Origin of the sequence: Chitinimonas arctica (assembly GCF_007431345.1) — a bacterium.
Classification (GTDB): Bacteria; Pseudomonadota; Gammaproteobacteria; order Burkholderiales; family Chitinimonadaceae; genus Chitinimonas; species Chitinimonas arctica.
In genome coordinates this window covers 3,193,970-3,220,152 of record NZ_CP041730.1, presented here as the reverse complement: position 1 = coordinate 3,220,152, position 26,183 = coordinate 3,193,970, and the positions used below count along the sequence as shown (strand labels likewise).

Genomic DNA, 26,183 nt, shown 5'->3' with positions numbered 1-26,183 from the left:
ATGGTGTTTTAACGCCCCTGACATTTCCATCCACATATTAGGAAAGCAACCATGTCCACGGTAACACTGCGCGGCAACCCCATTCCCGTCAACGGCAACTTCCCCGCGGTCGGCGACAAGGCGCCCGCCTTCAAGCTGGTCGGCGCCGACCTGGCTGACGTCTCGCTGGAAGGCTATGCCGGCAAGCGCAAGGTATTGAACATTTTTCCAAGCATCGACACCCCCACCTGCGCCACCTCGACCCGCAAGTTCAATGCGGCCGCCGACCAACTGGCAAACACCGTGGTGCTGTGCATTTCCGCCGACCTGCCCTTTGCCCAGAAGCGCTTCTGCGGCGCCGAAGGCCTGCAGAACGTGGTGACGCTTTCCACCATGCGTGGCCGTGAATTCATTCTCGATTACGGCGTGGAAATCGGTGCCGGCCCGCTGGCTGGCGTGACCGCCCGTGCCGTCGTGGTATTGGACGAAAGCGACAAGGTGATCCACGCCCAGCTGGTGGGCGAAATCGCCGACGAACCCGACTACGAAGCCGTCCTGGCACTGCTGAAGTAAAGCACGCCAAGGACTTGCCCGGCCGCCTCGCTTACGCCAGGCGGCCCGCCAGATCGTAGCCCAGGACAAAGTCCAACAGCGCCGACAGGGCCGCCGTGGGATGGCTGCGGCTGGGGTAGACCGCATAATAGTCATTGGGTGGTGGCGGATAGCCGGTCAGCACCCGCAGCAGTTGCCCAGCGGCCATTTCCTCGCGGCAGAGAAAGGCTGGCAGCATGGCGATTCCGCCTCCCAGCAAAGCCGCCTGCAAGAGGTAGAGCAAGCTATTGCTCCCCTGTCCGCCCGAGGGCAAGGTAATCGTCTCTTCCCCCAGCCGCCATTGCGGTGCCGAGTGATGGCGCAGACAAGCATGGCGCAGTAAATCCTGGGGCGCATGCGGCTCGCCCCGCGCCGCCAGATATGGTGGCGACGCCACCAATACCCTTCCTACCGAACCGATCCGCCGCGATACAAAGCTGGAATCTTCCAGGCGCCCGGTCCTGAATGCCAGATCGATGCGCTCGCCCACCAGGTCGAGATGGGCATCGGTCACCTGGCAATGCACTTCCACCAGGGGATGCGCCTGCCGGAACGCTGCCAGCATGGCCGGCAGCAGCTTGATGCCGGAAGCTTCGGGCGCGGTCAGCCTCAATACGCCGGCCGGCGCATCGCGCAGGCGCGACACGGCTGCATCCGCTGCCTGCGCCGCCAGCAACATGGCCTGGCAATGCGACAGATAGGTCTGCCCCGCCTCGGTCAGGTTCAATTTGCGCGTCGTTCGCTGCAACAGGCGTAGGCCCAGCATCGCCTCCAGCTCGGCCACTCGCTGGCTGACGGTGGATTTGGGCAGTTCCAGCAAGCGGGCTGCGGCGGTAAAGCTGCCGCTATCCGCCACTTGGGCAAAGATGGCCATCAAGTCCAGCTTAAGCATGATTGTTCGCACATACGGATACTGATTCCAGATTATATGGGCTAATCAAGGCAATCCACCTTGCCTACACTGGCGTCACTCCAATCGAATCAAGGAAGCAACCCATGCAAGCCCTTATCGTCGTCGCCACCATTGTCGCCAAAGCAGGTGCCGAACAGCAGGTGGAGCACGCCTTGCAAAAGCTGATCGCGCCGACCCGGATGGAAGCCGGCTGCATCCAGTACGTCCTGCATCGGGACCTCGACCAGCCTGGCGTCTTTGTCTTTATCGAAACCTGGCAGAGCCGCGAGCTGCACGCACAGCATATGCAATCGGCACACCTGGCCGAATACGGCCGTAGCGTCAGCGGCCTGGTGGAAAGCTGGGATGTGAAGCTACTGAATAGCCTCGCGTAAGGCCATTTCTCTCACGCCAATCAAGGAATCCGCAAAATGAAAGCCGTCGCCCTCACCCGCTATCTCCCTATCAGCCATCCGGAAGCATTGCTCGATCTCGAACTGCCCAAGCCGGCAGCACCGGCCGCGCATGACCTGTTGGTGCGCGTCGAAGCCATCGCCGTGAATCCGGTGGATTACAAGGTCCGCGCGCCAAAGGACACCGTGGAAACCACCCCGCGCATCCTGGGCTGGGACGCCGCCGGCGTGGTGGAGGCAGTGGGTGAGGCCGTCAGCGGTTTCAAGGCCGGCGACCGGGTCTATTACGCGGGTGATATCACTCGCCCCGGCAGCAATGCGCAGTATCAGCTGGTGGACGAACGCCTGGTCGCGACCATGCCCAAGAGCCTGGACTTTGCCGCCGCCGCCGCCCTGCCGCTGACGTCCATCACCGCCTGGGAAGCGCTCTTCGAGCGCCTTGGCCTGGACCGGCATGGCCGCCACAGCGGCAAGACGCTATTGGTAATCGGCGGTGCCGGCGGGGTCGGTTCGATCGCCATCCAACTGGCCAAGCTGGCCGGCCTGACCGTGGTCGCCACCGCCAGCCGGGACAATTCGCGGCAGTGGTGCCGGGAGCTAGGGGCCGACCATGTGATCGCGCATGGCGAGCCATTGCACGCCGCCAGCCGGGCGGCTGGTTTCGAGACCTACGACTACATTTTCTGCACCCACGATACCGACAACTACTTCGACGCCATGGCCGAGCTGATCGCGCCGCAAGGCGGCATCGTCACCATCGTCGAGACCACGCGCCCCCATGATCTGGCTGCCCTCAAGGCCAAAAGCGCCTTCTTTGCCTGGGAATCCATGTTTACCCGCTCCAAGTACCGCACCGCCGATATGATCGAGCAACAGCGGCTGCTGACCGAAGTCGCCGCCTTGATCGATGCCGGCCGGCTGAAAACCACCCTGGGAGAAACCCTGGGCAATATCAACGCCGACAACCTCAAGCGTGCGCATGCCTTGCTGGAGGAAGGCCGGGTTATCGGGAAGCTGGTGCTGGTTGGGTTTTGAGGCTTAGGGACAGCATGGATGCGAGGCCTCGGAGGGCAGAGAAGCTTTCTCGGGCAATGCCAGTTAAGCTCATATGCCTCCTTTCTGCCTTGAACCCATGCAACCCTGGCCCTCCGCGCACCTTGCCGATTCTCCCTGGCTACGTTCCCTGCAACCGATACTGCAACAACTGGCCTGGACTCATTTTCCTGCCGAGTCCGATTGGCTGGACCTGCCGTCGCCTCTACGGCCCTTTAACAATAACGGCAACGCCATCCATTTCGTCGCGCCCGACCAGCTGGCCGACGAGGGCTACGAAGCCCGTATCGCCGGCAGCGGCCAGGTCGCTACCCGTCCCGACAATTGGCACGATGCATTCAACGCCCTGTGCTGGCTGGCCTGGCCTCGTAGCAAGGCAGCCTTGAATGCCCTGCATATGCGCGAGTTGGCTGCGCAAACGGATTCCCGCCGCAATCGCTGCCGCGACGCAGCCACCTTGTTCGATGAGTCCGGCCTGGTGCTGGCCGTGGCGGATGCGTCCCTGGCACAAGCCCTGCTCGATCACGACTGGCACACACTATTCCAGGCCCGCCGTGCCGACTGGGGCGGACTCCTGGAACCGTTTTGCTTCGGCCATGCCTTGATGGAAAAGAGCCTGGCGCCGTTCAAGGGCATCGTCGCCAAGGTCATGCTGCTACCGGTCGAGCGCGATTGGTTCGTCCAACCGCTGGCTGACAAGCTGGCACAGCTGGACGGACGTCTTGCCGAGCGGATCGCGCAAGGCGAGCTGCGCGATCCACGCGCTTTGCCGCCCCTACCGGTACTGGGCATCCCTGGCTGGTGGCCGGCGCAGGGCCCGGACTTCTATGCCGACCGCCAGCATTTTCGCCCTCGTGCCGCCGTCGTTCATCCACGCTGACCGCATTCCAGCCCTTCGCCCTGCATTTCGTCGCACGCCGCTGCAACTCTCCGGCTTGACCGGTTAGATTGCGAGCCGTAGACCGATAAGCCCGGTCACTTGGGGAGAAGAAAAAATGTTTAGTCCGTTTACGCTGGGCCGGCGTGCACCTGCCCAACCCGTCAATACGCAAGGCAAGGTCATTCCTTTGCGGATTCCGCAGCCACCTTTGCCGGCGCGTGAGCAGGCGGCCTAAATGGCGTAAGCTCCATTCCATGAATACCGCTACGCTACCGCCCGCCCCCGCCGGCCAGGTTCGCCGCACGCTGTGGCGCAATCTGCTGGTCACGCTGGTGGTCAGCACCCTGGCGGCCTTGTTCGTGGCACTGAGCGGCGACTCGCCGCTCTGGCGGGTCATGGTGACGACGCAGACCATCGGTTTATCGGTCTTTGTCGCCAACACCCTCACCTTTACCGTGATCAAGCCGGCCCCCCGGCGGGAACCGCTGTACTTCATGGGCGCCATCACGGTCGGCGCCTTGCTGGGCTTGGCCATCAATTGGCTGCAACGCCTGGACGAACTGGAAAAGATCGTCGGCAAGTTTCCCCATTACCTGTTGGGTAGCCTGCTATTGATGATGCTGGCCGCCGCGGTCATCGCCAGTATCCTGTGGAGCCGCGAAAAAGCCGAACGGCTGGAAGCCGCCTACCATGCCGAACGCGCCCGGCATGGCGAGCAGGACAAGCAGCTGATGCAATCCCAGTTGCGGCTATTGCAGGCACAGATCGAACCGCATTTCCTGTTCAACACACTGGCCAGCGTGCAAAGCCTGATCGACGTTTCACCGGATCAGGCCAAGCAGATGCTGGGCATGTTCAATGATTACCTGCGCGCTTCCCTGGCCCGCACCCGCAACGAGCCCAGTACCGTGCGGCAGGAACTGGAGCTATTGCGGGCTTACCTCGGCATTCTGCAGATTCGCATGGCCGACCGCCTGCATTTCCGGATCGACTGCCCGGAGCCTTTGCTGGACCTGCCGCTGCCGCCCATGCTGTTGCAGCCGCTGGTGGAGAACGCGGTGCGGCATGGCCTGGAACCCAAGGTCGACGGCGGCACGATCAGTATTTCCCTGGTGGCGGCCGACCGGCGCCTGGTCGCCACCGTCGAGGATGATGGCCTGGGCCTGCCCGCCGAGGTGCATGGCCAGGGGGTGGGACTGGCGAACGTCCGCGCCAGGTTGGCAACGCTATACGGTAGTACGCACGGCGGCCTGGAATTGCGGGCCAACCGTTCGGGCGGTGTCATTGCCACGCTCAGCCTACCCATGAATGACGAGAAATAATGCAAGCGACCGCCCTGATCGCCGACGATGAACCCTTGTTGGCCGACTACCTGAAAACCAAGCTGGCCCAGTTGTGGCCCGAGCTGGAAATCGTCGCCCTGGCCCGCAATGGCCTGGAAGCGGTGGCCGCCTTGCGTGAATTCGAGCCGGATGTCGCCTTCCTGGATATCAAAATGCCCGGCCTGACCGGATTGGAAGTGGCGCGCCATGCCGAGGATTGCCATTGCGTCTTCGTCACCGCCTACGACCAGTATGCGGTGGAAGCATTCGATCGAGACGCCATCGACTATCTGCTGAAGCCATTCAGCGACGAACGGCTGCAACGCGCGGTGAGCAAACTGCGGGACAAGCTCGCCACCCGCCAGCCGGCCGGCAACGGCGCCCTGCTGGACAGTCTGCGGGCCGCCCTGGGCGGCGGGATGCCGGCACTGTCGGGCAACCACCGGCTGTCATGGATACGGGCAGGCCAGGGCAACGAGGTCAAGCTGATCGCGGTGGATGACGTGTGCTACTTCCACGCCGCCGATAAATACACCACGGTACTGACCCGCGACGGCGAGTATCTGATCCGCACCTCGCTCAAGGAATTGCTGGAGCAGCTCGATAGCGAGCAGTTCTGGCAGGTCCACCGCGCCACGCTGGTCAATGTGCGCGATATCGCCGAAGCCAGCCGCGACTTTACCGGCAAGGTCACGCTCAGCCTCAAATCACGGCCGGAAAAGATCGCGGTCAGCCGCGCCTATGCCTATCTGTTCAAGCAGATGTAGGCGCCGAGCTTACCCTGCCGACTTGGGCGGGCTGCGTGCCGTGGGCTTGGTGCAAGCCGGCCAGGCGTTCGTCCTTCTCCTGCCACAAGGCATGGACCCAAGCCTGCACCTTGGCGCGGAATTCGGCATCGGCGCCGTAATCGCCACGCGTCAGTTCCGGCGGGATCGCCTGCTGCTTGACCTGCACCACCACCCGTCCAACCCGCCCCGCCAGTAGATCCCAGAAAGTGGGTGCGCCGTCGGGATAGAAAATGGTCACATCGATCAGCGATTGGAATTTCTCGCCCATGGCGTTCATGGCCAAGGCGATACCACCGGCCTTAGGCCGCAGCAGATAGCGATAGGGGGATTGCTGGCGGTCGTGCTTGGCCGGGGTAAATCGGGTACCTTCGAGAAAATTGATCACCGAGGTGGGCACCAGCGAGAATTTCTCGCAGGCGCGCCGGGTGGTTGCCTGGTCCTGGCCGCGCTTGTGCGGGTGCTTGCGCAGATAGGCCTCGGTGTAGCGTTTCATAAAGGGAAAATCCAGCGCCCACCAGACCAGGCCGATCACCGGCACCAGGATCAATTGCCGCTTCAGAAAGAACTTGAGAAAGGGCACCTTGCCCTCCAGGACTCGCTGCAGCACAAAGATGTCCACCCAGCTCTGGTGATTGGAACAGACCAGATACCAACCACGCGGATTCAACTGCTCCAGCCCCTCCACCTGCCAGCCGATCCGCTGCGCCAGGGCGATCCAGACGCCGTTGACGCGCACCCAGGTCTGGGCGATAGCGTTCAGTACGGAATCGAGCGGACGCCGTACGGCACTGAAGGGCAGCAGCAGCTTGAAGGTGGCCAGCAGTAGGATCACGCTGGCGAACAACAGCGTATTGAGTACCAGCAAGAGTAGTGAAAGCAGGCCGCGCAGCGGCGAAGGCAGGAAATTCAGCATATTGTTTTATGTATCAATCCATCCGGTGGGCCCGCATCAGCCGGACGTAGTGTTGGGCGGAGTAGTCGAAATGGGCGATCTCCGCCTCGCTCAGGGGGCGGATTTCCTTGACCGGCCGCCCCAGATAAAGATAACCGGAGCGCAGCACCTTACCCGGCGGCACCAGCGAACCGGCCCCCACCATCACGCGCGACTCGATCACCGCCCGGTCCAGCACGATGGTACCGATGCCGATCAGACACTCGTCGCCGATTGTGCAGCCGTGCAGCGTGACCTGGTGGGCAATGGTGACCCGTTCGCCGATAATCAGCGGCGCGCCCAGCGGATCTTCCGGCCGTTTGTGACTGACATGCAGACAGGCCAGGTCCTGCACATTGGAATCCGCACCGATATGGATATGATTCACATCGCCGCGCACGATGGCGCCCGGCCAGACCGAGGCGTTTTCGCCCAGCACCACTTCACCGACCACCACGGCGGCTTCGTCCACATAGGCAGACGCCGGTACGACAGGCACGATCCCTTTGAAGGCACGGACAGACATAGGGGCAAACTCCGAAAAAACAGGCGGTCGAGTATAGCCCAGGCGCGGGTAAACCCGCAGCGCACAACAACGGGCAGCTTGCTTTGCCAGGTATTGCCCCAATCAATCAGCAATCGATACACCGCCAACCCTCACCGCGAGACCTCTTCAATGAGCAACCCCCTTCTCGATTTCTCCACCCTGCCCCGCTTTGACGAAATTCGTCCCGAGCATATCGATCCCGCCATCGACCAATTGCTGGCGAACGCCCGGGCAGCCATTTCGGCGGCGGAAACCGTCGCACCGGTCAGCTGGGATAATTTCGTGCGGCCGGTGGATGATGCCACCGAGCAGCTCGGCCGCGCCTGGGGCCAGGTCAGCCACCTGAACGCGGTGGTCAATACCCCCGCCCTGCGCGATGCCTACAACAGCAACCTGCCCAAGCTGAGCCAGTTCGGCGCCGAACTGGGCCAGAACCTGGCGCTGTTCTCGCAATACCGGCGCCTGGCGGCCGCACCGGCATACGCCGGCTACAGCGCCGCACAGCAGCGCATCGTCGAAAACGCCCTGCGCGATTTCCGCCTGGGCGGCGCCGAGCTGGACGAGACGCAAAAGCCGCGCTTCAGCGCGATCAAGGAAGAATTGGCGCAGCTATCGGCCAAGTTCGAACAAAACCTGCTGGATGCCACCGACGCATTCAGCCTGCACATCGCCGACGAAGCCGAACTGGCCGGCCTGCCGGACGATATCAAGGCCATGTGCCGTGCGGCAGCCGAACAAGACGGACTGGCCGGCTTCAAGCTCAGCCTGCATATGCCGGTCTACTTGCCGGTGCAGAGCTATTGCGACAACCGTGCGCTACGCGAACAGCTCTACCGTGCCTATTCCACCCGTGCGGCCGAATCCGGCCCCGCCGAGTTGGACAATACCGGCGCCATCAACCGCATCCTTGCCCTGCGGGCGGAGCTGGCCGGTATGCTGGGCTTCGCCAACTATGGCGAATACTCGGTCGCGACCAAGATGGCCGAGACACCCGACGAGGTACTGCACTTCCTGCGTGACCTGGCCACCCGCGCCATGCCTTATGCCCGCCGCGATCGCCAGGAGCTGGAGGATTTCGCGCGCGAACATTTGGGCCTGGACGCGCTGGAAATGTGGGACCTGGCCTATGCCAGCGAGAAGCTCAAGGAAGCCCGCTATAGCTTCTCGGAGCAGGCGGTCAAACAGTACTTCACCGAACCGAAAGTGATCGCCGGCCTGTTCGGCGTGATCGAAACCCTGTTCGGCCTGCGCGCCGAGCCGGACCAGGCGCCGGTCTGGCACAAGGATGTGCGCTTTTACCGCCTGCTGGATGGCGCGGGCAAACTGGTCGGGCAGTTCTATTTCGACCTGTACGCCCGCGAAGGCAAGCGCGGCGGCGCCTGGATGGACGACTGCCGCAATCGCCGCGACAAGGCGGAAGGCATCCAGACGCCCGTCACCTACCTGACCTGCAACTTCGGTGGCGGGGTGGACGGCAAGCCCGCCACCTTTAGCCACGATGAAGTGATTACCCTGTTCCACGAAATGGGCCATGGCCTGCATCTGCTGCTGACCGAGGTGGGCGAGCTGGGTGTGGCCGGCCTGAACGGGGTGGAATGGGATGCGGTCGAGCTGCCCAGCCAGTTCATGGAAAACTTCTGCTGGGAATGGGAACGGGTGGTCGCCATGACCAGCCATGCCGATAGCGGCGAGCCGCTACCGCGCGCGCTGTTCGACAAGATGCTGGCGGCCAAGAACTTCCAGAGTGGCATGGCCACCGCGCGCCAGTTGGAGTTCGGCCTGTTCGACATGGAATTGCATAGCCGCTACGCCGCCGAGCGCGAAAGCGTGTTGCAGCTGCTGGAACGGATACGCGACGAAGTAGCGGTCAACCGGCCGCCGGCGTGGAGCCGTTTTCCCAACCTGTTCAGCCATATCTTCGCCGGCGGTTATGGCGCGGGCTACTACAGCTATAAGTGGGCCGAAGTATTGAGCGCGGACGCCTATGCCGCATTCGAAGAGGCCCCGGCGCAGATCGCCGCGACCGGCCAGCGCTTCCGCCGGGAAGTCCTGGCGGTGGGCGGCAGCCGGCCGGCCCTGGACAGCTTCAAGGCTTTCCGCGGCCGGGCGCCGCAGATCGATGCCTTGTTGCGGCATAGTGGCATGAGCAGTTAAGGCGGGATGGGGCGCGACGTACTACCGTTCGCGCCCCTATACCGGCTATCGTAAACGCGAACAAATCCACTAAGCCTCTATGCACAAGACTCAATTCGGTCTATAAATGGTCCTGTCTATCAGGGGGCCAGATCATGAAATTCTCCACTCAAGTCAAGCCTATCAGCTACCTCAAGAGCAACGCAGCAGAGATCGCCAAGTCGCTTACGGAAACACGTGAACCCATGCTGATCACCCAGAATGGTGAAGCCAAACTGGTCGTTATGGATGTGCGTTCATACGAAGAAAATGAAGAAACGCTCGCCTTGCTCAAGTTGCTGGCGCTCGGTAAGCGCGAGATCGAGCTAGGTAATTTCCGCTCAGCCGACGAAGTCTTTGCCGAGCTGGACAAGGAGGGCGTTTGATGGCTTTTCGAGTCGTCTTACTGGCTGCGGCGGAACAGGATTTAAGAAAGCTTAAAAACTATCTCGTTAAAAATTTCGGGAGACATGCTTGGGAAGCAAGCTATGGAAAAATAAAAGACGCGACAAACTCACTCAAAGCCTTTCCACTCAAGGGCGCCATTCCAGACGAACTTGAGCGACTGAACCTTATGCAATACCGTCAACTTATCGCGGGAATGAACAGAATTATCTATGAAATCGACAAGGAAACCATATTCATTCATCTGATCTGCGACACTCGGAAGGACCTGAAGTCCCTACTACTGGAAAGAATACTACGGGTTATCTAAAGATGCACCGGAATATTGCACATACTCAAATCACTGCTCACCACCAGGAAATACCCTTAGCCACAGGGAGATAGGCATCTCCCGTGCACACGTCCCATCCTCGCGTCGGCGCGACATGCTGCAAAAAAGTAAATGCTTCCGATTTCCTAAAGAATGGCCGCACTGGGCGTGATACCATTTTTAAAATCTAAGATGCGATAAGGTGCATTGTTTGTCGCTACGGTTTTTTAACAGGAATTGGATGCACGCATGAACTCTGCACTCAGGAATTTTACGACCAATATGCATATCAGCCCAAGTAGGCAGATTAAAATCGATCTAGGCATAAAAGCAGCCACTGCCGATTTATCCGCCCAGAATGTGTGGGGAAAAGAAGCACATAGTTTAATAACAAACACCTCCGCAAATTTGACCATAGAGGGTTGGTTTACCACTTTACGCTACCGCCTCACCAAGCACTTCGGAATAGATTCTGAATTCCGAGATAAACTAGATAAAAAGCATCGTGAAATAAGCGAGAGCGTAAAGGGCAGCATCAATGAGTCCATTAATAAATCAAAGAATGTTATTGACACCAGCAAAGCAAGGCTAGAGAGTATAATCAACACCCTAGATCAAGGCACCGGCGATCCGGCATCAAAAATAGTCGAGATCAGGGATTGCTTGGCGAATACCAAAAAAGAGCTGCACGACATAATAAAACATGAATTCTACCTTAAGCTACTGAGCACCCAAGATGAAGGAGGCACGTCTAAATATGTCATTTACATTTCGCACACTGGTCATTCGGAAAATTACATTAACATAGAGCTGAAACGTACGGCCGCAAAGGAGGGCGAGCAGAGCAATATCCCGCCTTCGCTGCTCCCAATACATGCCATGCCTGGTAGCTCCATTGAGATTTCCCCTAGCCTACCACCACAGGTATTGCATGCCTATCTGAACAAGATGAGCACGAATTTTCAAAAGATAACGGAAAAGGATCATCCAAATCCTTGGCGTAAACCTGGTGTACGGGACATTTTGGTGTCTTACTCCAAGAACAATGGAACAACGACAAAATATCTGACGGTGTTGCGTTTGAATTGCGCTTGCAGCGATGAAATATTATCGCAATTTACAAAGAATGACCCCACTGCAACTTCTTGCAAGGACTACGATTATCAGGAAATAGCCATGCACGAAGGAGAGGACTATGACTTAGTAGTGAAGAAAGGATCAGAATCCACGGTGCTTTTTAAGCAAAACAAAGACGCCGTAAATGCGATCATGGAAATCATCGGTGGAGAACCTCCTACGAAACCGCATGATAATTCGCTGATTCTTCTCAGCGACATTCACCGCCCCCCCTCCTTCCCCCCATATGTTTAGTCCGCATACACAAAAACGCCCGCAAAAAACCATGCGGGCGTCAGTCCAAACAATCAGCGCCGTACTTAGAACGTCCCCTGCACCCCCACCGAAATAGCATCGCGCTTCTCGTCGCGGGCACCCTGGGTACGGGTGTAGCTGGCGTAGGCGCTCATGGCATTGCCCAACTTGGCGCGCGCACCCAGGCTCAACACGGCGTAGCTGCTGTCCGGGGTAAAGACCGCCGTTTCGAAGGTGCTTGCCTGGCCGACCTGGCCGGCGCCGACATGCCTATCCTTATCCTTGCTGTCCTTGTAGAACATCACCGAAGCAAACGGCTGCACCTTGCCCAGGTCGGCGTTCAGCTTGGCGCCCAGGCCCAGCAGCAGGGAATCGACCCTTTGCTTCTCATAGCGCATCGAGGTACTGCAGCTGCTGGAACCGGTGATGTCCGCGCAATTTTCCGCGTAGCCGCCCACCACGTTCTCGCCGAAGGCCAGGCTCACGGTCGGCGCCACGCTGATCTTGCCCATGGACAGTAGATAGCTGCCGGCTGCCCGCAGACCCACCTGGGTACCATGGGTATCGCCGCTTTCGATCCGGTTCAGCGCGCCCAGCTGGATGCGGCGGTTGATATCGCTGAAGCGGGTGGAACCGAAATAGACGTCGCCGGAGACACTGATCGAACCGGATTCATAGCGGCCGAACACCGACATCAGCGTATTGTTTGCCTTGAAGCTACCGACATTGTTGGCGAAGTCGGTCTTGTTCCTGGATTGGGTAAACGCTACGCCGGCCGAGATATTCGCCGCTACCTGGTAGTCGGCGCCGACGGTGACGGCGGTGTTGCTGCCATCGCTCTTCAGCGCGCCATGGTTGGCCGACTGGTCGTTGTTCAAACGGCTGATACGGGCGAAACCGTCCAGCGCGCCCACCGAGCGGGCTTGGCCGGACCGCTCGTCCAAGGCCGTTTGCGTGGCGTTGACGGCGATGGCCTGGTTGTTCGGCAATTGCGCGGCGTAGTACGGCGCATCCATGATGGAGGCGATAAACGCCGCGACCGCCTTATGCGCTTCGGGCGTGGGATGGAAAGGGTCGGCGAAGAAGAATGACTTGCTGGCGTCGAAGCTGGCGTCCTTGTCGCTACAGACATTGGCGGCGCTACCGCAAGCGCTGCCGGTGACATTGCCGAATCCGAACTTGGCCGGGCTGGCCAGGGCTTCCTTCATCAGCCGATTGATATCGACCTGAATCACGGTACCGCCGGAGATCTGGGCGATGCCCGCATTCAGGGCCGGGTTGTAGATGCTGTCGACCAAGCTGGTCGCGCTGCTGGAAAGTTGCGCATAGCCGCTGCTGATACCAGCGCTGATGGCGGGGGCCTGGGCGGCGACCTGGGCGCTGAGATTGCCGCTGACGCCGGCGATCACGGCATTGTAGGTAGCCAGGGCCACGGCGCCGCTGCTTGGGTTGGCAAGTACGCCTGCACCGACCAGGGTATCGGCGACCGCTTTGGCGGCAGCGGCGGGGTAGCCGGTGACGATGGCATTGGTCGCGGCAGTCACCGCATTGGCGATGGCGGTCTGCTGGGCGGCGCTATCGGCGCCGCCGGCATTCAGGGCGCTGTGGATGCTGCCGGCCAGGGTCGCCGAGCTGGCGTTTTTCAGGGCATTGGCGGTGGCGGCGATCAGGGTGGCGGCGGCCGGATTGGCCGGATTGGTCAGCGCAGGATTGATGCCGGTCAGGATAAGCGTGGCATTGGCGCTGGTGCCCACGGTGGCGCTGACGTTGCCGGCGGCCTGGCTGGCGACCGTGCTGAACAATAGCGGCGTCCGACCCACGTCGGGTGCATTCAATACCAGGATATGCTTGGCGCCGGCCGCCTTGAGGGTGGCGATCTGGCTGAGCGTGGTCTGCACGGCGGTGGCCATGACAGCCTGGGCGGCGGCGGTACCACCGGCCTGGCCGGCGGTCAGGGCGGGCGTGACATCGTTGCCGCCGATCCAGATCGAATACAGCGCGTTCGGATCGGCCTTGCCGCCTCGGCTGGCCAGGTAGCTGCCCAACTGCGTCACCAGGTCGGACGATTTGGCGGCGCCCTGCGCCCAGCCATTGCCGCCTGCCGGCAGGAGCGGGTTGGCCGGATTGGCCGGGCTCAGGCTGATGCCGTACTTGCGCGCCAGGATATCGGCATAGATATCCGATTTCTTGCCATTGGTATCGTAAGTCCAGCGATTTCCCACCGGGTAGCCGGGGAGGCCGCCAAAGGCGCCTACGTCGCTCAGGCTGTCGCCGAATACAACCACATTGGCGTAACTACCGGCGGCTTGAGCCAGCGGCGAGAAGGCGGCGGCGACCAAGGCGGTGGTGACGACGGTGCGGGCAAGACCAAAGCGTTTCATTGATGTCTCTCTTGGGAGGGGGTTCAGGGCTTAGAATTCGGGGAGTGCCGTGGCGGCATGCGGAACAAGCGCTTAGGGAAACACTGAATTAATGCGCTAACGAGCGCCAGCGAGGCTCCCTCGCGGCGGCGAGGGCGGGGGGAGTGGGATAAATCAGCGAGGAAACGTTGAGTTATCACGGTCCGTGAACACCCGGCTCCGCCGGGTGGTGAGCCGCAGGTTGAGTACGCGCAATATTCTGTACGTCCGTGCTGCCAGGCAATGTTGCCACTATATGACAAATTCGAGTTATTACACTAGATGCCCGTTCAAGACAAAGTGCAGGACATAGACGTTATCGTGATCGGTGCGGGCGCGGCCGGCATGATGGCCGCCGCCAGTGCAAGCCAACGCGGGCGCGGGGTGGCCCTGATCGACCATAGCGAACGATTGGCCGAGAAAATCCGGATTTCCGGTGGCGGGCGCTGCAATTTCACCAATCTGCACTGCACCGCCGAGCGTTACGTGTCGCGTAATCCGCACTACTGCAAGTCGGCCTTGGCGCAGTACAGCCAGCACGACTTTATCGAACTGGTGAACCGCCACGGCATTGCCTGGCATGAAAAGAAGCTGGGCCAGCTGTTCTGCGACGAATCCGCCCAGGACATCATCGATATGCTGAAAGCGGAATGCGACCAGGGCGGCACGGTCTGGCGCATGGCGACCTCGGTGGAAGGCATCGAGCGGCTGGACAGTGGTTTTATCGTCCGTACCAGCCGCGAGCATTGGCGTTGCCAGAGCCTGATCATCGCCAGCGGCGGGCTGTCCATCCCGCCTATCGGCGCCACCGGCTTCGGCTACGAGGTGGCCAAGCAATTCGGCCTGCCGCTGACACCGCTGGCAGCCGGCCTGGTGCCCCTCACCTTCGAGCCGAAGGACCTGTATGGCGAGCTGGCCGGCGTATCGCTCGACTGCGATGCCCATGCGGGCGCCGGTCCGCATTTCCGCGAGAATGTGCTGTTTACCCATCGCGGCGTATCGGGACCCGCCATCCTGCAGATCTCCTCATATTGGACGCCCGGCCAGGAGATCGCACTGGATCTGCTGCCCGGTCGCGATGCCGCTCAGCTATTCGAAGAGGCCAAGCGCTCCGATATGCTGTTGCCGAATGTGTTGGCCGATTGGCTGCCCAAACGCTTCGCCCAGGCTTTTTGTGCGGCGCATATCGCCATCAAGCCCATGAAGCAGTACAGCGCGGCGGAGCTGGCGCAGATCAGCGGGCATTTGCACGACTGGCGGGTCAAACCCAGCGGCAGCGAAGGCTACAAGAAGGCGGAAGTGACGCGGGGCGGCGTGGACACCGATGCCTTGTCGTCCAAGACCATGATGGCGCGCAAGGTGCCTGGACTCTTCTTCGTCGGCGAGGTGGTCGATGTCACGGGCTGGCTGGGGGGATACAACTTCCAGTGGGCTTGGGCGTCGGGCTGGGTGGCAGGGAGCGTGGCCTAGCCCTGCAGTCAGTCCGCTTCGTCCCCCTCGGCCTCGGGAGCTTCGGCCTCTGGGGCAGGACCGGCCAATAGCGCACGTAGACGCTGGGTCAGCAGCTCATCCACCGGCACCATAAAGGCCAGACAGGTTTCCGCCTGCTGTTTGAATGCCGGTTCGTGAAAGGACTGAAAACATTTGGCGGCGGCATTGGCGGCGGCGGCCAGCAGGCGGTTGTTGCGGGTGCGTTGGGCTTCCGGGATCAGGATCTCGGCGGCCGCGCGGAAATCGTTATCCACCAGCAGTTTGGCGGCTTGATTGGTGATCTCCGAGACGAACACGCCGGCTTGGCCAACCACCTCCACCAATCTGGCCCGCCTGGACAGCGGCTGGATCAGGAGCTCCTCCGCCTGCCTGCCGGTGTTGAAGCGGAGGGCCAACGACTGCAGCCATTCGACCAGGGTCCCGGCGATATCGTCGGCATAGAGCCGGTCGATCACGGTGAAATAGTCGAGCGCGAACTCGAAATTGAAATCCGGCGCATCCCAATGCCCGGCCAGGCTGCGCAACAGATCGATGGCGGCCAGGGGCTCGCGCCGGGCAATGGATTCGGTCGCCAGTGCCAGGTCGCCATACCACTCGCCGCGGCGGCCGTCCTCGCTCAGCATATCGTTCTTCTGCTTGGCGGCGATCTGTTTGACCAGGCTGGCGGCATCGGGCGCCTGGCCGCCGTCGAACTGCATCAAAGCCAGGTGAAAGATGCTGCGATAGTCCAGATCGACCGCCTTGCCGTTCACCTTGACCGCCCGCCCCAGATACTCGGCGGCCTTGGTCGCGTCACCCAGGCTATAGGCTAGCTGGCCGGCCTTTTGCAGGCGCTTGAGATTGTTCGGCGTGATCTTGATCGCCTGCTCGGTGATATCGAGCGCATCGGCGAAACGTTCCTCCGACAGATAGAGCTCCACCAGTTGGTTGTATACCGGCAAATAGCGGTAGTACTGGTTGATGATGTCCAGCATGGCCGTTTCGGCGGTCGCCTTGTCGCCCTGCCGCAGCGCCACCCTCGCCAGGCCCAGCTTGGCCCAGGCGGGATTGCGGGTTTCCAGGATGCGCTTGTACATGGCGGCCGATTCGTCCAGGCGGCCCAAGCGGTAGAAGATATTGGCGGCCAGCTTGATGATGTCGGCGAGATAGGGCGTTTTCAAGGCCATCATCTGTTGCGCGGCCTTCAGCGCCTTGGTGTAGTGCTTGCCGTTCAGCGCCTCGTAGATTTCCATCAAGGCCTGCCGGCGGGCGAAGGCCTTCTCGAGCCGCTCCGACAACTCGCCAGCCTGGACCGGCTTGAGCATATAGTCGTCCGGCGTTTCTTCCGCTACCCCAGCGACACGGGCATAGGCGGCCTCGCCGGTCACCATGATAAAGAGCGTGGAAAGCGGCAGGGTTTTTTTCTCCCGCAACTCTTCCAGCAGATCCTGGCCGGATTCATCGCCTTCGAAATGGTATTCGCACAGCACCACGTCGTATTTGCAATCGATCAGCTTGCGGCGCGCTTCGGCGATGGTGGAGGCGGTATCGATACGGCCGATATCGCAGCCCTGCAGAATGGCGCGCAAGGAGAGGCGCACCGTGTTGGATGGATCGGCGATCAAGGCGGAGGGCGTGGCATTCGACATCTATCGGTGCCTCTCTGAACAGTACGGGGAGAGAGGCCCGAGATCCCGGCACTGCCTAGGGACAGTGCCGGGAGGATTCCGACCTCAGCGTTTTACCTGCAGCACCCGCGCATCCAGCGCGCGGCCCAGGGAGAATTCCAGCTTCCCGCCAGCCGGCAGTCCGGCCATGGGCAGCCGGGCGCTACCGCCGGTCAGTCCGGCCGCCAGCACCTGGCGCTCGCTGCCGACATGGGTCACCGACAGGCGGGGATAGGCCGTGGCATTCCAGCTCAGCAGCAGTTCGCCGCCCACCTCGCGCCAATCCACCTTGGCCGGTCCGGCCGCACCTTGCAGCTGCGCTACCTTGGCGGCCGGCTGTTGCAACAGCTTGCCGTCCTTCACGATATCGAGCCGGCTCAGCGGGCCTGGATAAGGCATCGCCAGGCGGAAGGCGATCGAATGGCCATCGGGCACCGGCACGGTACGCAGGCTATGCTCGCGCACCGAACCGTCCGCCAAGGTCAAACGCAGCACATGGCTACCGCCTGCGTACAGCTGCGGCTGACCGCGCCGGGCCTGCAAGGGCGAGAAGTGCACGCCCTTCGCATCAATATAGCCGCTGACCAGCAATAGCTCGCTTTCCACCGTACCGCCGGCAACGCGCGGATAACCATTGCCTTCCAGCCAGGTCTGTACGGCCCGGTAGTTATAGTCGGAGAACCAGCTGCCGTCACAGTAGCCCATCACATCGGTCTGGCCGGCCGGGTCGCTCAGGGCACCGGTATTGATGTCATACAGCGGCGTGCCGCTGAGGGCGCCGTTCGCGTAGGGGTAGCTGCCATCCACGCCGTCGGGGTTGCCGCATGGCGCATGCGGACGGGTGAAGTTATGCCCCATCTCGTGGACGAAGGTGTCTTGCCAGCCGGCATAGGTGCTGTCCAGGCCGATGGCCGAGTCCGAGCGGCTGAAACCCGGGCCGTTCTGGAATCCCAGACCCACCGTTTGCGAACGATTCAAGTTGGGGTTGGGGACGAAACCGAAATAGTGCCGGTTGTCCGCTTCGTTGCTGCGCAGGGTTTCCAGCTCGTCCAGCATGCTGTTCCAGTCCGCGCTGCCCTGCGGTGGCGCATTCACCGAAGTGAGCTGGTAAGTACCGCGCGTCGTTATCTGCACGGCCGTGTCGGCCAAGGGCATGGTCCGCAGCAAGGTTTGGCGCACCGCGCCCAGGCTGGGCAGCACACCGGTGGAAAGACCGGCTTGCAGCGGCACCAGCACCAGCTTGAGGTTGGTCGAGGCTCCCATTGACGGCGTGGCGCTCAAGCTGCCAGTCGCCGTTTGGCTCAATTGCACGGTCACATTCAAGCCGCTGGCCACCTGGCTGGCGGTCAAGGTGGCGTTGAATGTCTGCGCCAGGCTATAAGGCAGCTGGCTGGACGGCAGCACCGACGGACCGCTCATGGGCAGGCTGGCCACCACCGTACTGCCGTTTTTCACCACCAGGGTGACACCCGGGCTGGCGGCGCCGCTTTGGCCGACCACATAGGCGCGCACCACCGCCGGCTTGCCGGGCAAGAGTCGCTGGTAGGTGGCATTGGCCTGTTGCGAGTAGGTCTGCACAAAATCGATCCGTCCCACGGTAGCCGGTGCCACGCTGGTCACCACGAAGGCGCCGGCGCTGACATCGTTCTGCGATTTGGGCGCAGCGGCTGCCAGCAGGACTTCGCCGCTCACCGCACCGGCCGGCACAGTGAACTGCAGCTGCGTATCGCTCTGGCTGCCCAGGGTGACGGCGACACCGCCAAGGCTGGCACTCTTCACTTCGCTGAAACCGCTACCGCTGACGGTCACCACTTGGCCAGCCAGGCCGAAATTGGGTGTCATGCCGGTCACCGCGATACGGGGCGCCACCCGGAAAGTCTGGGGGGTAATCAACTGCTCGGTGTCGGTCACCAGTCGCAAGGTCGCGGCCGTGGTGGCGCTGGGGACCGCACCGGCCGGCACCACGACGCTCAACTGATTGTTCTGCTTGCTGGCGGGAACCGCCGCCACCGCACCGAAGAACACCTGGTTGACCCGGTCCAGGCCATTACCGCTCAGGGTCACCGTGCTGCCGACAATACCGGCGGCTGGACTGATGGCACTGACCGACAGCCCCTGCACCACGGCCACCGAAATGACACTGGTCCATTCGCCGCCGCTCTGGCCGACCAGCACCAGGGCGCCGCTGAAGGCGTTGGCCGGCACGTCCAGCACCAGCTGGTCGGCGGATTTGCTGACGATGGGCAGGGTCACCGTACCGAGGCGCACGCTGGCGACCTGGTCCAGGTAAACGCCCTGGACGGTGATCCGGCCGCCCGCATTGACGATGGTCGGGGTGATGGCCGTCACGGCGGGCACCTGTACGACCACCAGCTGGGACGATTGCACGGTCGAGCTGCCGGACGCCAACTGCAAACCGCCGGTTACCGCGCTGACCGGGACGATCACGGTCAGACTGGTGTCGGAATGGACGGTGAACGTGGCGGCCACGCCGCCCAGCCTTACCGCGGTGACCGTGTTGAACCCGGTACCGGTCACGCTCAGGGAGCTACCCGGCGCCGCCAAGGTCGGCGTCAGCGAGGTAATCGTCAGCGATACCGTCGGGGTCGGATTGGTCGTGGTCCCGCCATCGCTGTCACCGCCGCCGCCACCGCAGGCGGCCAGCACGGCGACGAGGCCGAGGAGGGTAAGGAAGATTCTGAATAAGCGACGCATGGTCTGATTCCAATATGTAAATAGTCTGGCCTTGCGGGTGCACCGAACCCATCGCGTTGCCGCCGAGGGTGTGAATACCCGGCACCCTGCCTGGACAAAGGCGGGGCTGCGGTCATGCGGGTTGGCCGGTGCCTTTCTCAAGCCACAGGTTCAACTGCGATCACCATACCGTCCTCATCCACATACAGCCAGTGGCCTGGGGTAAACCCTAATCCAGCGAAATGCACCGGGATATCGCGGCTTCCCTCGCCCTTCTTGACACTTTTGCGCGGATGGGTCGCCAGCGCGCGTATACCTACTTCTTGCGCATCCAGTTCGGCCGAGTCACGCACGCAGCCCCATACCACGATGCCGGCCCAGCCGTTGCGGACCGCCAATTCGCCCAGCTGACCGCCGACCAGTGCGCAACGCATGCTACCGCCGCCGTCCACCACCAGGATCCGGCCCTGACCGGCGGTTTCCAGCTCCGCCCGCACCAGGCTGTTGTCCTCGAATACCTTGAGGGTGGCGATGGGTCCGGCAAAGCGCCGGCGTGCGCCGAAATGCCGGAACACGGGGTCGCCGACCTGGACGCGGTCGCCATACTGGTCGCTGATATCGGTGGTATGAAAAGTCATGCTGCACAAACTCCGCTTGATCTATCTAGGAATGGAATCATTCGAGACTAGCAAAACGGGGCGCAGATATCTTCTCGTTTTCTAAACTTGCCGATGAAAAGCAGAAGCGTAGCCGTCTAGCTGGGTAACAAGAGGCTTGCCTTGATATGATATCGTCATTCTTAAGGGTGGCGCACGGTTTGTCATTCCGGCGCTTGCCGGAATGAACGAAAACCATGTTTTTTTTGCGCTATCGCAGCGCCAGCACATCCTGCATATCGTACAAACCGGCCGGCCGGTCGGCCAGCCAGCAGGCGGCGCGCAGGGCGCCCTGGGCAAAAGTGGCGCGCGAACTGGCCTTGTGGCTGATTTCCACCCGCTCGCCGTCGGCCATGAACATTACCGTATGGTCGCCGACCACATCGCCGCCCCGCACCGTGGCAAAGCCGATGCTGGATGGATCGCGCGCGCCGGTCACGCCTTCGCGGCCGTAGATGGCACAACTGGCCAGATCTCGGCCAAGCGCGTCGGCCACCACTTCGCCCATGCGCAGCGCCGTGCCGGAAGGCGCATCGACCTTATGGCGATGGTGCGCTTCGACGATTTCGATGTCGTAGCCGGTGGCCAGTACCTTGGCGGCGATTTCCAGCAGCTTGAAGCTCAGGTTCACCCCCACGCTCATATTCGGTGCCGAAACGATGCCGATCTCGCCGCCGGCTTCCTTCAAGGCGGCTTTGCCCGCCTCATCGAAGCCGGTGGTGCCGACGACCAGCTTGACGCCCAGTTGCCGACAGATGGCCAGATGGGCCAGCGTGGCTTCCGGACGGGTAAAGTCGACCAGGACATCGACATTGCGCAGGGCGGCTTCGACATCGCTGCGCACGACCACGCCGGTGTGCAGGCCGAACGGCTGTCCGGCATCCTGGCCCAGGCTGGCCGAACCGGCTCGGCCCAGGACGGCGCTCAAACTGCAATCGTCATGGGCCAGCACCGCTTCGATCAGCACCCGGCCCATGCGCCCGGATCCGCCGGCGATCGCTACCCGTAGCGACTTGCTCATTGGCCGGCTTCCGCCGGGTTGGCCGCCTTCGCCGCCGCACGGGGATCGTCCGGCGCCTTGGTGGCCACATCGGCCTTGGCCGGCAGGGTTTCACCACCCATGCCGATCACGCGGTCACCGTCGAACAGCACGTTGTAGCGCTTGTTGTGCTCCAATTTGCCGCCTTTGCTCTCGTAATAGAGATAGTCCCAGCGATTGGGGTGGAAAGCATCGACCAGCAAGGGCGTGCCCAGTACGAAACGGACCTGGGCACGGGTCATGCCGAGCTTGAGCTTGGCTACCTGGTCGGCCGTCACGGCATTGCCCTGCGGAATATCCAGCTTGTAGGGAGTGAGGTAGCTGCAGGCAGGCAAGCCGGCAAGCAGAATGGCGATCAGCAGTGTACGCATGGAGGGCACGAGGGCAGGAAGGAGAAGATATGGGCGGAGAGAGGTTCTATAGTCATGAATCCGTGACAGGCTAGCCGTGCGGAAGTGCCGTATCATAGCCCATTTATTCTATCCGTCGGCCCGGCGCTGCCATGCCATCGCCCAAGCTGCGGAATTCATCCAACTCAATTCAAATGTGGACGCGAACATGAGTAAAGCAAGCGACCTCAAGGATGCCGGACTGAAAGCCACAGGGCCGCGCCTTAAGATTCTCAATCTGTTTGAAACCAGTGAACAACGCCACCTCAGCGCGGAAGAAGTCTATCGCCTGCTGCTGGACGAACAGGACGATGTCGGCCTGGCCACGGTCTATCGGGTGCTGACCCAGTTCGAGCAGGCCGGCCTGTTGGTCCGGCACCACTTCGAATCGGGCAAGGCGGTCTTCGAACTCAACCAGGGCGGCCACCACGACCATCTGGTCTGCGTGAAATGCGGCAAGGTCGAAGAGTTCTACGATATCGAAATCGAGAAGCGGCAGGACGCCATCGCCGCCGAGCATGGCTTCCTGATCCAGGACCACGCCATGTATCTGTATGGCGTCTGCTCGGATTGCCAGAGCCGACTGGCCGGTAAATTCAAAACGCGATGATCCCCTGGCTGGGCGATACCCTCGTCTTTCCACCATTGGAGACGGCGCTGGCCGAACCCAACGGCTTGCTGGCGGCGGGCGGCGACCTCAGCCCGGCACGGCTGCTGCTGGCCTATCGGCAGGGGATCTTCCCCTGGTTCTCGCTGGGCGAACCCATCCTGTGGTGGAGCCCCGATCCGCGCATGGTGCTGTTCCCGGCCGAATTGAAGGTAGCGCGATCGCTGGCCAAGACCCTGCGCCACAAACCTTATGAAATCCGCTTCGACAGCGCGTTTCGCGCGGTCATCGAAGCCTGCGCGCAATGCCCGCGGCCAGGCCAGGACGGCACCTGGATTGTGCGCGACGTGATAGAAGCATATTGTCGCTTGCATGAGCTGGGCTGGGCCCACTCGGCGGAATGCTGGATGGAGGGCGAACTGGTGGGCGGCTTGTATGGCGTGGCGATAGGCGGCATGTTCTACGGCGAATCCATGTTCGCCAATCGGCCGGATGCGTCCAAACTGGCCTTCGTCCACCTGGTGCGCTGGCTACAAACGCAAGGCTTCGGCATGCTCGATTGCCAGATGCGGACGGCCCACCTGGCACGCTTCGGCGCCCGCGAGTTGCCGCGCCCCGCCTTTTTGGCCGAACTGGCGCGCCTGACCAGCCAGGCCGGCGGCGCGGCGAAATGGCACTACCGTCGGAACAATGCCACGCCATTGGAGCACGCGCATGAGCCATCCCAACGATAGCCGACTGATACGCCTGCAGTTCTACGCCACGGCGCCCTACCCATGCAGCTACCTCGACAAGCGCATGGCGCGCTCGCAGGTCGCCATACCCGCCGAACTGATCGATACCCATATCTACAGCCAGCTGGTACGTAACGGTTTTCGTCGCAGCGGCCTGTTTACCTATCGCCCCTGGTGCGACCAATGCCGCGCTTGCGTGCCGGTGCGCCTGCGCGCGTTCGACTTCAAGGCCGACCGTACCCAGCGCCGCATTCTCAAGCGCCACGGCAATCTGCAGCTGATTACCATGCCGCTTGTCTACCAGGACGAGCATTACCAGCTTTACCACCGCTACCAGCAGAGCCGCCATAGCGGCGGCGGGATGGATGAGGACAACCGCGAGCAGTACGAAAACTTCATCCTGAAAAGCCAGGTGGATAGTTTCCTGGCCGAATTCAGATTGGACGGCGAATTGAAGATGGTCAGCCTGATCGATCGCCTGGACGATGGCCTGTCTTCGGTCTACACCTTCTTCGACCCGGACGATGTCCAAGCCAGTTTCGGCACCTATAACGTGCTGTGGCAGGTGGCACTGGCGCAAAGCATGCAACTGCCCTATGTCTACCTGGGCTACTGGATCGCCGAATGCCGCAAGATGGCCTACAAGACCCGCTTCAAGCCTATCGAAGGCTTTGTCGACGGCAGTTGGCGCGTGCTGCAGGAAGTTTGGTAAAGCACCAGGCGAATGGGCAATAAGCTACTTTTCCAGCCTGCCGCAGCCCGCCATCTCCATCTCGCCCTTGCCGATGCGGCTTCCGGTACGCCAAGACAATGGTGGCACCTGGAAATCGCCGCCCGCCTGCCGGCCGGCCCTGCCTCCCCTCCGATACGACTGTTTTGCCGTTTACTCAATAGCCGTCTTGCCGGTGCTTTAATACCCACCCTGTCCGGCTTGGGCCTGCCCGGCCTAAGCCCCTACCGACTGCCCTACCAGGCGCCATGGGCGCAGCGGGCCGTTCTGGCCGCGCTGCTGACGCTATGCGTGGTGGAAGGCCTGCTTGGCATGGACAGCCGCAATGCCAGCCGCCAACTGGCGGTGATCCTGCTGGCCTTGTTCGGTGGCGCCCTGTCCGCCTGGCAAGCCGGCCGAGCGGCCGGCCGGGAGAGAAATCGACTCCGCGAAACCAGCCGGCAAACGGCGCAAAACCTGCCCGCCAGCGAAGCAGCCTTGGGATTGGCGGGCTTGCTGAGCGCGGCCGGCATGGATTACCCGGCGGCGCAGTCTCACGCCGAGCAGCTCGCGCTCGCCCCCGACAGCATCGCCCCGGATCGACAAGCGATGCTGGGATTGCATGCCCCGGCCGCCGGCCATATCGCCTTGGCCGCGGCCGCGACCGCCACGGCCTGGCTGGCCGGTGTCGCCGCGGTGGCCTGGTCCTGCTGGCTTGCCGCGCCAGCACCATGGCAAGCCATGCCACCCTTCCTGGGTCTCCTGCTGGTCCACTTCGTCGCCCACGGCCAGCGGCCTCGCTGGTGGGGCAAGGCTTTGCTGCATGGCCTCGCGGGAATGGGCTGCTGGTTCCTGCCGAAACTACTGGAGAGACTCGCGACGGTGGGTTGATACGCCATGGTGCACACTTCAGCATTGATAACCATTTTCATTACCGCTAGCATTGCCTGATATTAAATTCGCCTTATCCAGGCCAAGGACGCCCGTCATGTCGCTGTTCCGTCGCTCCCTGCTTGTCGTCGCTCTCAGCGGCAGCCTGTTCGCCCACGCAGCCGAACCGGCGACGCCGACGACGGTCGCCGCGCAGTACGCGCTGATCGTGCATGCCAGCTATGAAGATGCCTTGGCCGGCGCCAAGCAGTTGCAACAAAGTATCGATACCTTCCTGGCGGCGCCCTCGGCCGAAACCCTGAAGGCGGCCCGCGATACCTGGCTGGCCTCGCGCGAGTGGTATGGCCAGACCGAGGCCTATCGCTTCGCCAGCGGCCCCATCGACAGCGAAGATGGACCCGAAGGACAGATCAACAGCTGGCCCATGGACGAAGTCTATGTGGACTACGTCAAGGGCAAGCCCAAGGCCGGGCTGATCAACAACCCCAAACTCAAGTTGAACCGCGAGCTGCTGCTGGCCGCCAATCAGAAGGGCGGCGAAGAGAACGTCAGTACAGGCTGGCATGCCATCGAATTCCTGCTGTGGGGCCAGGATCTCAACCAAAAAGGCCCCGGCGACCGCCAATTCACCGATTTCGTCGATGGCAAGGCGGCCAATGCCGATCGCCGCCGTACCTATCTGAAGCTGGTCACCGACCTGCTGGTGGACGATATGGCCAGCATGGTCAAGGCCTGGGCGCCCGATGCCGACAATTACCGCGCCAAGTTCGTCAAGGATGAGGATGCGCTGAAGAAAATGCTCACCGGCATCGGCGTGTTGTCGCGCGGCGAACTGGCCGGCCAGCGGATGGAAGTCGCCTTGGCGACCAAGTCGCAGGAAGACGAACACAGCTGCTTCTCGGACAATACCCATCGCGATATCGTGGTGGATGCGGTGGGCATCCAGAATGTCTGGGAAGGCCGCTATAAGCGCGCCGACGGTAGCGAACTGAGCGGTCCGTCACTGCGGGAGCTGGTCGCCGCCAAGGATGCCAAGATCGCCGCCAAGACCAGCGCCGATATGGCGCAATCGGTGAAGTTGGCCAACGAGATCCAGGCGCCGTTCGACCAGGAAATCATCGGCGGCAATAATGCCCCCGGCCGCAAGCGGGTGCGCGTCGTGATCGACGCGTTGAAGGCCCAGGCCAACGATCTGGTGCAAGCCGCCAAGGTGCTCGGCATCAAAAACCTCAACACTAAAGCGTAAGGCGCAAGCGGGTTCGGCGTTTATGCTA

At 61.8% G+C, this 26,183-nt stretch carries 25 protein-coding genes; 16 read left to right on the top strand and 9 right to left on the bottom strand.

The genetic code is table 11. The annotated features are described in order from the left end of the window. The first annotated feature begins 51 nt into the window (after positions 1-51). Positions 52-552 carry a thiol peroxidase gene (gene tpx, locus FNU76_RS14490; protein ID WP_144278861.1) on the top strand — a complete coding sequence of 167 codons (501 nt, stop codon included), beginning with the start codon at positions 52-54 and terminating at the stop codon, positions 550-552. A gap of 31 nt (positions 553-583) precedes the next feature. Here the strand turns inward: tpx and FNU76_RS14485 are convergent, their stop codons facing one another. Continuing rightward, on the bottom strand, positions 584-1,462 hold the full coding sequence (locus tag FNU76_RS14485; protein ID WP_223879026.1) for a LysR family transcriptional regulator: 879 nt from the start codon (positions 1,460-1,462) through the stop codon (positions 584-586). Positions 1,463-1,566: 104 nt separating this feature from the next. Here FNU76_RS14485 and FNU76_RS14480 point away from each other — a divergent pair, with 104 nt between their 5' ends. From FNU76_RS14480 to FNU76_RS14460, 5 genes are all read left to right on the top strand, one after another. Further along, complete coding sequence (locus FNU76_RS14480; protein WP_144278860.1) at positions 1,567-1,857, top strand: putative quinol monooxygenase; 291 nt, start codon at positions 1,567-1,569, stop codon at positions 1,855-1,857. 36 nt (positions 1,858-1,893) lie between these two features. After that, positions 1,894-2,910, top strand: a complete 1,017-nt coding sequence (locus FNU76_RS14475; RefSeq protein WP_144278859.1) for a zinc-binding alcohol dehydrogenase family protein — start codon at positions 1,894-1,896, stop codon at positions 2,908-2,910. 97 nt (positions 2,911-3,007) lie between these two features. Continuing rightward, a complete protein-coding gene (locus FNU76_RS14470) occupies positions 3,008-3,808 on the top strand; it encodes a DUF3025 domain-containing protein (RefSeq protein ID WP_144278858.1) in 801 nt (266 codons plus the stop codon). A 254-nt stretch (positions 3,809-4,062) separates the two neighbouring features. Continuing rightward, the gene (locus tag FNU76_RS14465) at positions 4,063-5,130 is read left to right on the top strand and encodes a sensor histidine kinase (protein ID WP_144278857.1); all 1,068 of its coding nucleotides are present in this window, start codon (positions 4,063-4,065) and stop codon (positions 5,128-5,130) included. Then, positions 5,130-5,897 (top strand): LytR/AlgR family response regulator transcription factor, encoded by a 768-nt coding sequence (locus FNU76_RS14460; protein ID WP_144278856.1) that lies wholly within the window; start codon positions 5,130-5,132, stop codon positions 5,895-5,897. The genes FNU76_RS14465 and FNU76_RS14460 overlap by 1 nt, the downstream gene beginning before the upstream one ends. Here FNU76_RS14460 and yihG read toward each other — a convergent pair. Both yihG and FNU76_RS14450 read right to left on the bottom strand, forming a co-directional pair. Beyond that, a complete protein-coding gene (yihG, locus tag FNU76_RS14455; RefSeq protein ID WP_144278855.1) occupies positions 5,884-6,831 on the bottom strand; it encodes a 1-acylglycerol-3-phosphate O-acyltransferase, YihG family in 948 nt (315 codons plus the stop codon). The two genes, FNU76_RS14460 and yihG, sit on opposite strands and share 14 nt — an antisense overlap. Before the next feature lie 13 nt (positions 6,832-6,844). Continuing rightward, positions 6,845-7,375 (bottom strand): gamma carbonic anhydrase family protein, encoded by a 531-nt coding sequence (locus FNU76_RS14450; protein ID WP_144278854.1) that lies wholly within the window; start codon positions 7,373-7,375, stop codon positions 6,845-6,847. 150 nt (positions 7,376-7,525) lie between these two features. On the opposite strand from FNU76_RS14450, the gene FNU76_RS14445 reads away from it, so the two are divergent. From FNU76_RS14445 to FNU76_RS14430, 4 genes are all read left to right on the top strand, one after another. After that, a complete protein-coding gene (locus FNU76_RS14445) occupies positions 7,526-9,550 on the top strand; it encodes a M3 family metallopeptidase (RefSeq protein WP_144278853.1) in 2,025 nt (674 codons plus the stop codon). A 134-nt stretch (positions 9,551-9,684) separates the two neighbouring features. Continuing rightward, on the top strand, positions 9,685-9,954 hold the full coding sequence (locus tag FNU76_RS14440; protein WP_144278852.1) for a type II toxin-antitoxin system Phd/YefM family antitoxin: 270 nt from the start codon (positions 9,685-9,687) through the stop codon (positions 9,952-9,954). Then, complete coding sequence (locus FNU76_RS14435) at positions 9,954-10,283, top strand: type II toxin-antitoxin system RelE/ParE family toxin (RefSeq protein ID WP_144278851.1); 330 nt, start codon at positions 9,954-9,956, stop codon at positions 10,281-10,283. The genes FNU76_RS14440 and FNU76_RS14435 overlap by 1 nt, the downstream gene beginning before the upstream one ends. Positions 10,284-10,532: 249 nt before the next feature. After that, positions 10,533-11,654: a hypothetical protein gene (locus tag FNU76_RS14430; RefSeq protein ID WP_144278850.1), complete on the top strand. Its 1,122-nt coding sequence runs from the start codon at positions 10,533-10,535 to the stop codon at positions 11,652-11,654. 65 nt (positions 11,655-11,719) lie between these two features. Here the strand turns inward: FNU76_RS14430 and FNU76_RS14425 are convergent, their stop codons facing one another. Continuing rightward, complete coding sequence (locus tag FNU76_RS14425) at positions 11,720-14,035, bottom strand: autotransporter domain-containing protein (protein WP_144278849.1); 2,316 nt, start codon at positions 14,033-14,035, stop codon at positions 11,720-11,722. A 300-nt stretch (positions 14,036-14,335) separates the two neighbouring features. Here FNU76_RS14425 and FNU76_RS14420 point away from each other — a divergent pair, with 300 nt between their 5' ends. After that, positions 14,336-15,523: a BaiN/RdsA family NAD(P)/FAD-dependent oxidoreductase gene (locus tag FNU76_RS14420; protein ID WP_223879025.1), complete on the top strand. Its 1,188-nt coding sequence runs from the start codon at positions 14,336-14,338 to the stop codon at positions 15,521-15,523. An 8-nt stretch (positions 15,524-15,531) separates the two neighbouring features. On the opposite strand, the gene FNU76_RS14415 is transcribed toward FNU76_RS14420, so the two are convergent. The 5 genes from FNU76_RS14415 to FNU76_RS14395 all read right to left on the bottom strand — a co-directional run bounded on the left by FNU76_RS14415 (position 15,532) and on the right by FNU76_RS14395 (position 21,950). Continuing rightward, positions 15,532-17,172 carry a response regulator gene (locus tag FNU76_RS14415; protein WP_144278848.1) on the bottom strand — a complete coding sequence of 547 codons (1,641 nt, stop codon included), beginning with the start codon at positions 17,170-17,172 and terminating at the stop codon, positions 15,532-15,534. An 84-nt stretch (positions 17,173-17,256) separates the two neighbouring features. Then, positions 17,257-19,905 (bottom strand): IPT/TIG domain-containing protein, encoded by a 2,649-nt coding sequence (locus tag FNU76_RS14410; RefSeq protein ID WP_144278847.1) that lies wholly within the window; start codon positions 19,903-19,905, stop codon positions 17,257-17,259. A gap of 137 nt (positions 19,906-20,042) precedes the next feature. After that, entirely contained in the window at positions 20,043-20,522 is a 480-nt protein-coding gene (gene rraA / locus FNU76_RS14405) for a ribonuclease E activity regulator RraA (RefSeq protein ID WP_144278846.1), read from the bottom strand. Between the two features lie 229 nt (positions 20,523-20,751). Next, positions 20,752-21,561: a 4-hydroxy-tetrahydrodipicolinate reductase gene (gene dapB / locus FNU76_RS14400; protein ID WP_144278845.1), complete on the bottom strand. Its 810-nt coding sequence runs from the start codon at positions 21,559-21,561 to the stop codon at positions 20,752-20,754. Next, positions 21,558-21,950, bottom strand: coding sequence for an outer membrane protein assembly factor BamE (locus FNU76_RS14395; protein ID WP_144278844.1), 393 nt, complete (start codon positions 21,948-21,950; stop codon positions 21,558-21,560). Before FNU76_RS14395 ends, dapB begins: the two co-directional genes overlap by 4 nt. A 187-nt stretch (positions 21,951-22,137) precedes the next feature. On the opposite strand from FNU76_RS14395, the gene fur reads away from it, so the two are divergent. The 5 genes from fur to FNU76_RS14370 all read left to right on the top strand — a co-directional run bounded on the left by fur (position 22,138) and on the right by FNU76_RS14370 (position 26,155). Then, positions 22,138-22,578 (top strand): ferric iron uptake transcriptional regulator, encoded by a 441-nt coding sequence (gene fur, locus FNU76_RS14390; RefSeq protein ID WP_144278843.1) that lies wholly within the window; start codon positions 22,138-22,140, stop codon positions 22,576-22,578. Then, entirely contained in the window at positions 22,575-23,309 is a 735-nt protein-coding gene (aat, locus tag FNU76_RS14385) for a leucyl/phenylalanyl-tRNA--protein transferase (protein ID WP_144278842.1), read from the top strand. The genes fur and aat overlap by 4 nt, the downstream gene beginning before the upstream one ends. Further along, a complete protein-coding gene (locus FNU76_RS14380; protein ID WP_144278841.1) occupies positions 23,290-24,021 on the top strand; it encodes an arginyltransferase in 732 nt (243 codons plus the stop codon). Before aat ends, FNU76_RS14380 begins: the two co-directional genes overlap by 20 nt. A gap of 12 nt (positions 24,022-24,033) precedes the next feature. Next, positions 24,034-24,909 carry a hypothetical protein gene (locus tag FNU76_RS14375; RefSeq protein ID WP_144278840.1) on the top strand — a complete coding sequence of 292 codons (876 nt, stop codon included), beginning with the start codon at positions 24,034-24,036 and terminating at the stop codon, positions 24,907-24,909. A gap of 97 nt (positions 24,910-25,006) precedes the next feature. Then, complete coding sequence (locus tag FNU76_RS14370; RefSeq protein WP_144278839.1) at positions 25,007-26,155, top strand: imelysin family protein; 1,149 nt, start codon at positions 25,007-25,009, stop codon at positions 26,153-26,155. Positions 26,156-26,183: the final 28 nt, after the last annotated feature.

Excerpts from the sequence above, each read along its gene's own strand:
- FNU76_RS14435 (WP_144278851.1), top strand. The coding sequence starts at position 9,954 with ATGGCTTTTCGAGTCGTCTTACTGGCTGCGGCGGAACAGGATTTAAGA.
- dapB (WP_144278845.1), bottom strand. The coding sequence starts at position 21,561 with ATGAGCAAGTCGCTACGGGTAGCGATCGCCGGCGGATCCGGGCGCATG.
- FNU76_RS14485 (WP_223879026.1), bottom strand. The coding sequence starts at position 1,462 with ATGCTTAAGCTGGACTTGATGGCCATCTTTGCCCAAGTGGCGGATAGC.
- FNU76_RS14450 (WP_144278854.1), bottom strand. The coding sequence starts at position 7,375 with ATGTCTGTCCGTGCCTTCAAAGGGATCGTGCCTGTCGTACCGGCGTCT.
- fur (WP_144278843.1), top strand. The coding sequence starts at position 22,138 with ATGAGTAAAGCAAGCGACCTCAAGGATGCCGGACTGAAAGCCACAGGG.
- FNU76_RS14465 (WP_144278857.1), top strand. The coding sequence starts at position 4,063 with ATGAATACCGCTACGCTACCGCCCGCCCCCGCCGGCCAGGTTCGCCGC.
- FNU76_RS14430 (WP_144278850.1), top strand. The coding sequence starts at position 10,533 with ATGAACTCTGCACTCAGGAATTTTACGACCAATATGCATATCAGCCCA.
- tpx (WP_144278861.1), top strand. The coding sequence starts at position 52 with ATGTCCACGGTAACACTGCGCGGCAACCCCATTCCCGTCAACGGCAAC.
- yihG (WP_144278855.1), bottom strand. The coding sequence starts at position 6,831 with ATGCTGAATTTCCTGCCTTCGCCGCTGCGCGGCCTGCTTTCACTACTC.
- FNU76_RS14470 (WP_144278858.1), top strand. The coding sequence starts at position 3,008 with ATGCAACCCTGGCCCTCCGCGCACCTTGCCGATTCTCCCTGGCTACGT.
- FNU76_RS14410 (WP_144278847.1), bottom strand. The coding sequence starts at position 19,905 with ATGCGTCGCTTATTCAGAATCTTCCTTACCCTCCTCGGCCTCGTCGCC.
- FNU76_RS14475 (WP_144278859.1), top strand. The coding sequence starts at position 1,894 with ATGAAAGCCGTCGCCCTCACCCGCTATCTCCCTATCAGCCATCCGGAA.
- FNU76_RS14420 (WP_223879025.1), top strand. The coding sequence starts at position 14,336 with ATGCCCGTTCAAGACAAAGTGCAGGACATAGACGTTATCGTGATCGGT.
- FNU76_RS14370 (WP_144278839.1), top strand. The coding sequence starts at position 25,007 with ATGTCGCTGTTCCGTCGCTCCCTGCTTGTCGTCGCTCTCAGCGGCAGC.
- rraA (WP_144278846.1), bottom strand. The coding sequence starts at position 20,522 with ATGACTTTTCATACCACCGATATCAGCGACCAGTATGGCGACCGCGTC.
- aat (WP_144278842.1), top strand. The coding sequence starts at position 22,575 with ATGATCCCCTGGCTGGGCGATACCCTCGTCTTTCCACCATTGGAGACG.
- FNU76_RS14480 (WP_144278860.1), top strand. The coding sequence starts at position 1,567 with ATGCAAGCCCTTATCGTCGTCGCCACCATTGTCGCCAAAGCAGGTGCC.
- FNU76_RS14425 (WP_144278849.1), bottom strand. The coding sequence starts at position 14,035 with ATGAAACGCTTTGGTCTTGCCCGCACCGTCGTCACCACCGCCTTGGTC.
- FNU76_RS14375 (WP_144278840.1), top strand. The coding sequence starts at position 24,034 with ATGGGCAATAAGCTACTTTTCCAGCCTGCCGCAGCCCGCCATCTCCAT.
- FNU76_RS14380 (WP_144278841.1), top strand. The coding sequence starts at position 23,290 with ATGAGCCATCCCAACGATAGCCGACTGATACGCCTGCAGTTCTACGCC.
- FNU76_RS14395 (WP_144278844.1), bottom strand. The coding sequence starts at position 21,950 with ATGCGTACACTGCTGATCGCCATTCTGCTTGCCGGCTTGCCTGCCTGC.
- FNU76_RS14445 (WP_144278853.1), top strand. The coding sequence starts at position 7,526 with ATGAGCAACCCCCTTCTCGATTTCTCCACCCTGCCCCGCTTTGACGAA.
- FNU76_RS14460 (WP_144278856.1), top strand. The coding sequence starts at position 5,130 with ATGCAAGCGACCGCCCTGATCGCCGACGATGAACCCTTGTTGGCCGAC.
- FNU76_RS14440 (WP_144278852.1), top strand. The coding sequence starts at position 9,685 with ATGAAATTCTCCACTCAAGTCAAGCCTATCAGCTACCTCAAGAGCAAC.
- FNU76_RS14415 (WP_144278848.1), bottom strand. The coding sequence starts at position 17,172 with ATGTCGAATGCCACGCCCTCCGCCTTGATCGCCGATCCATCCAACACG.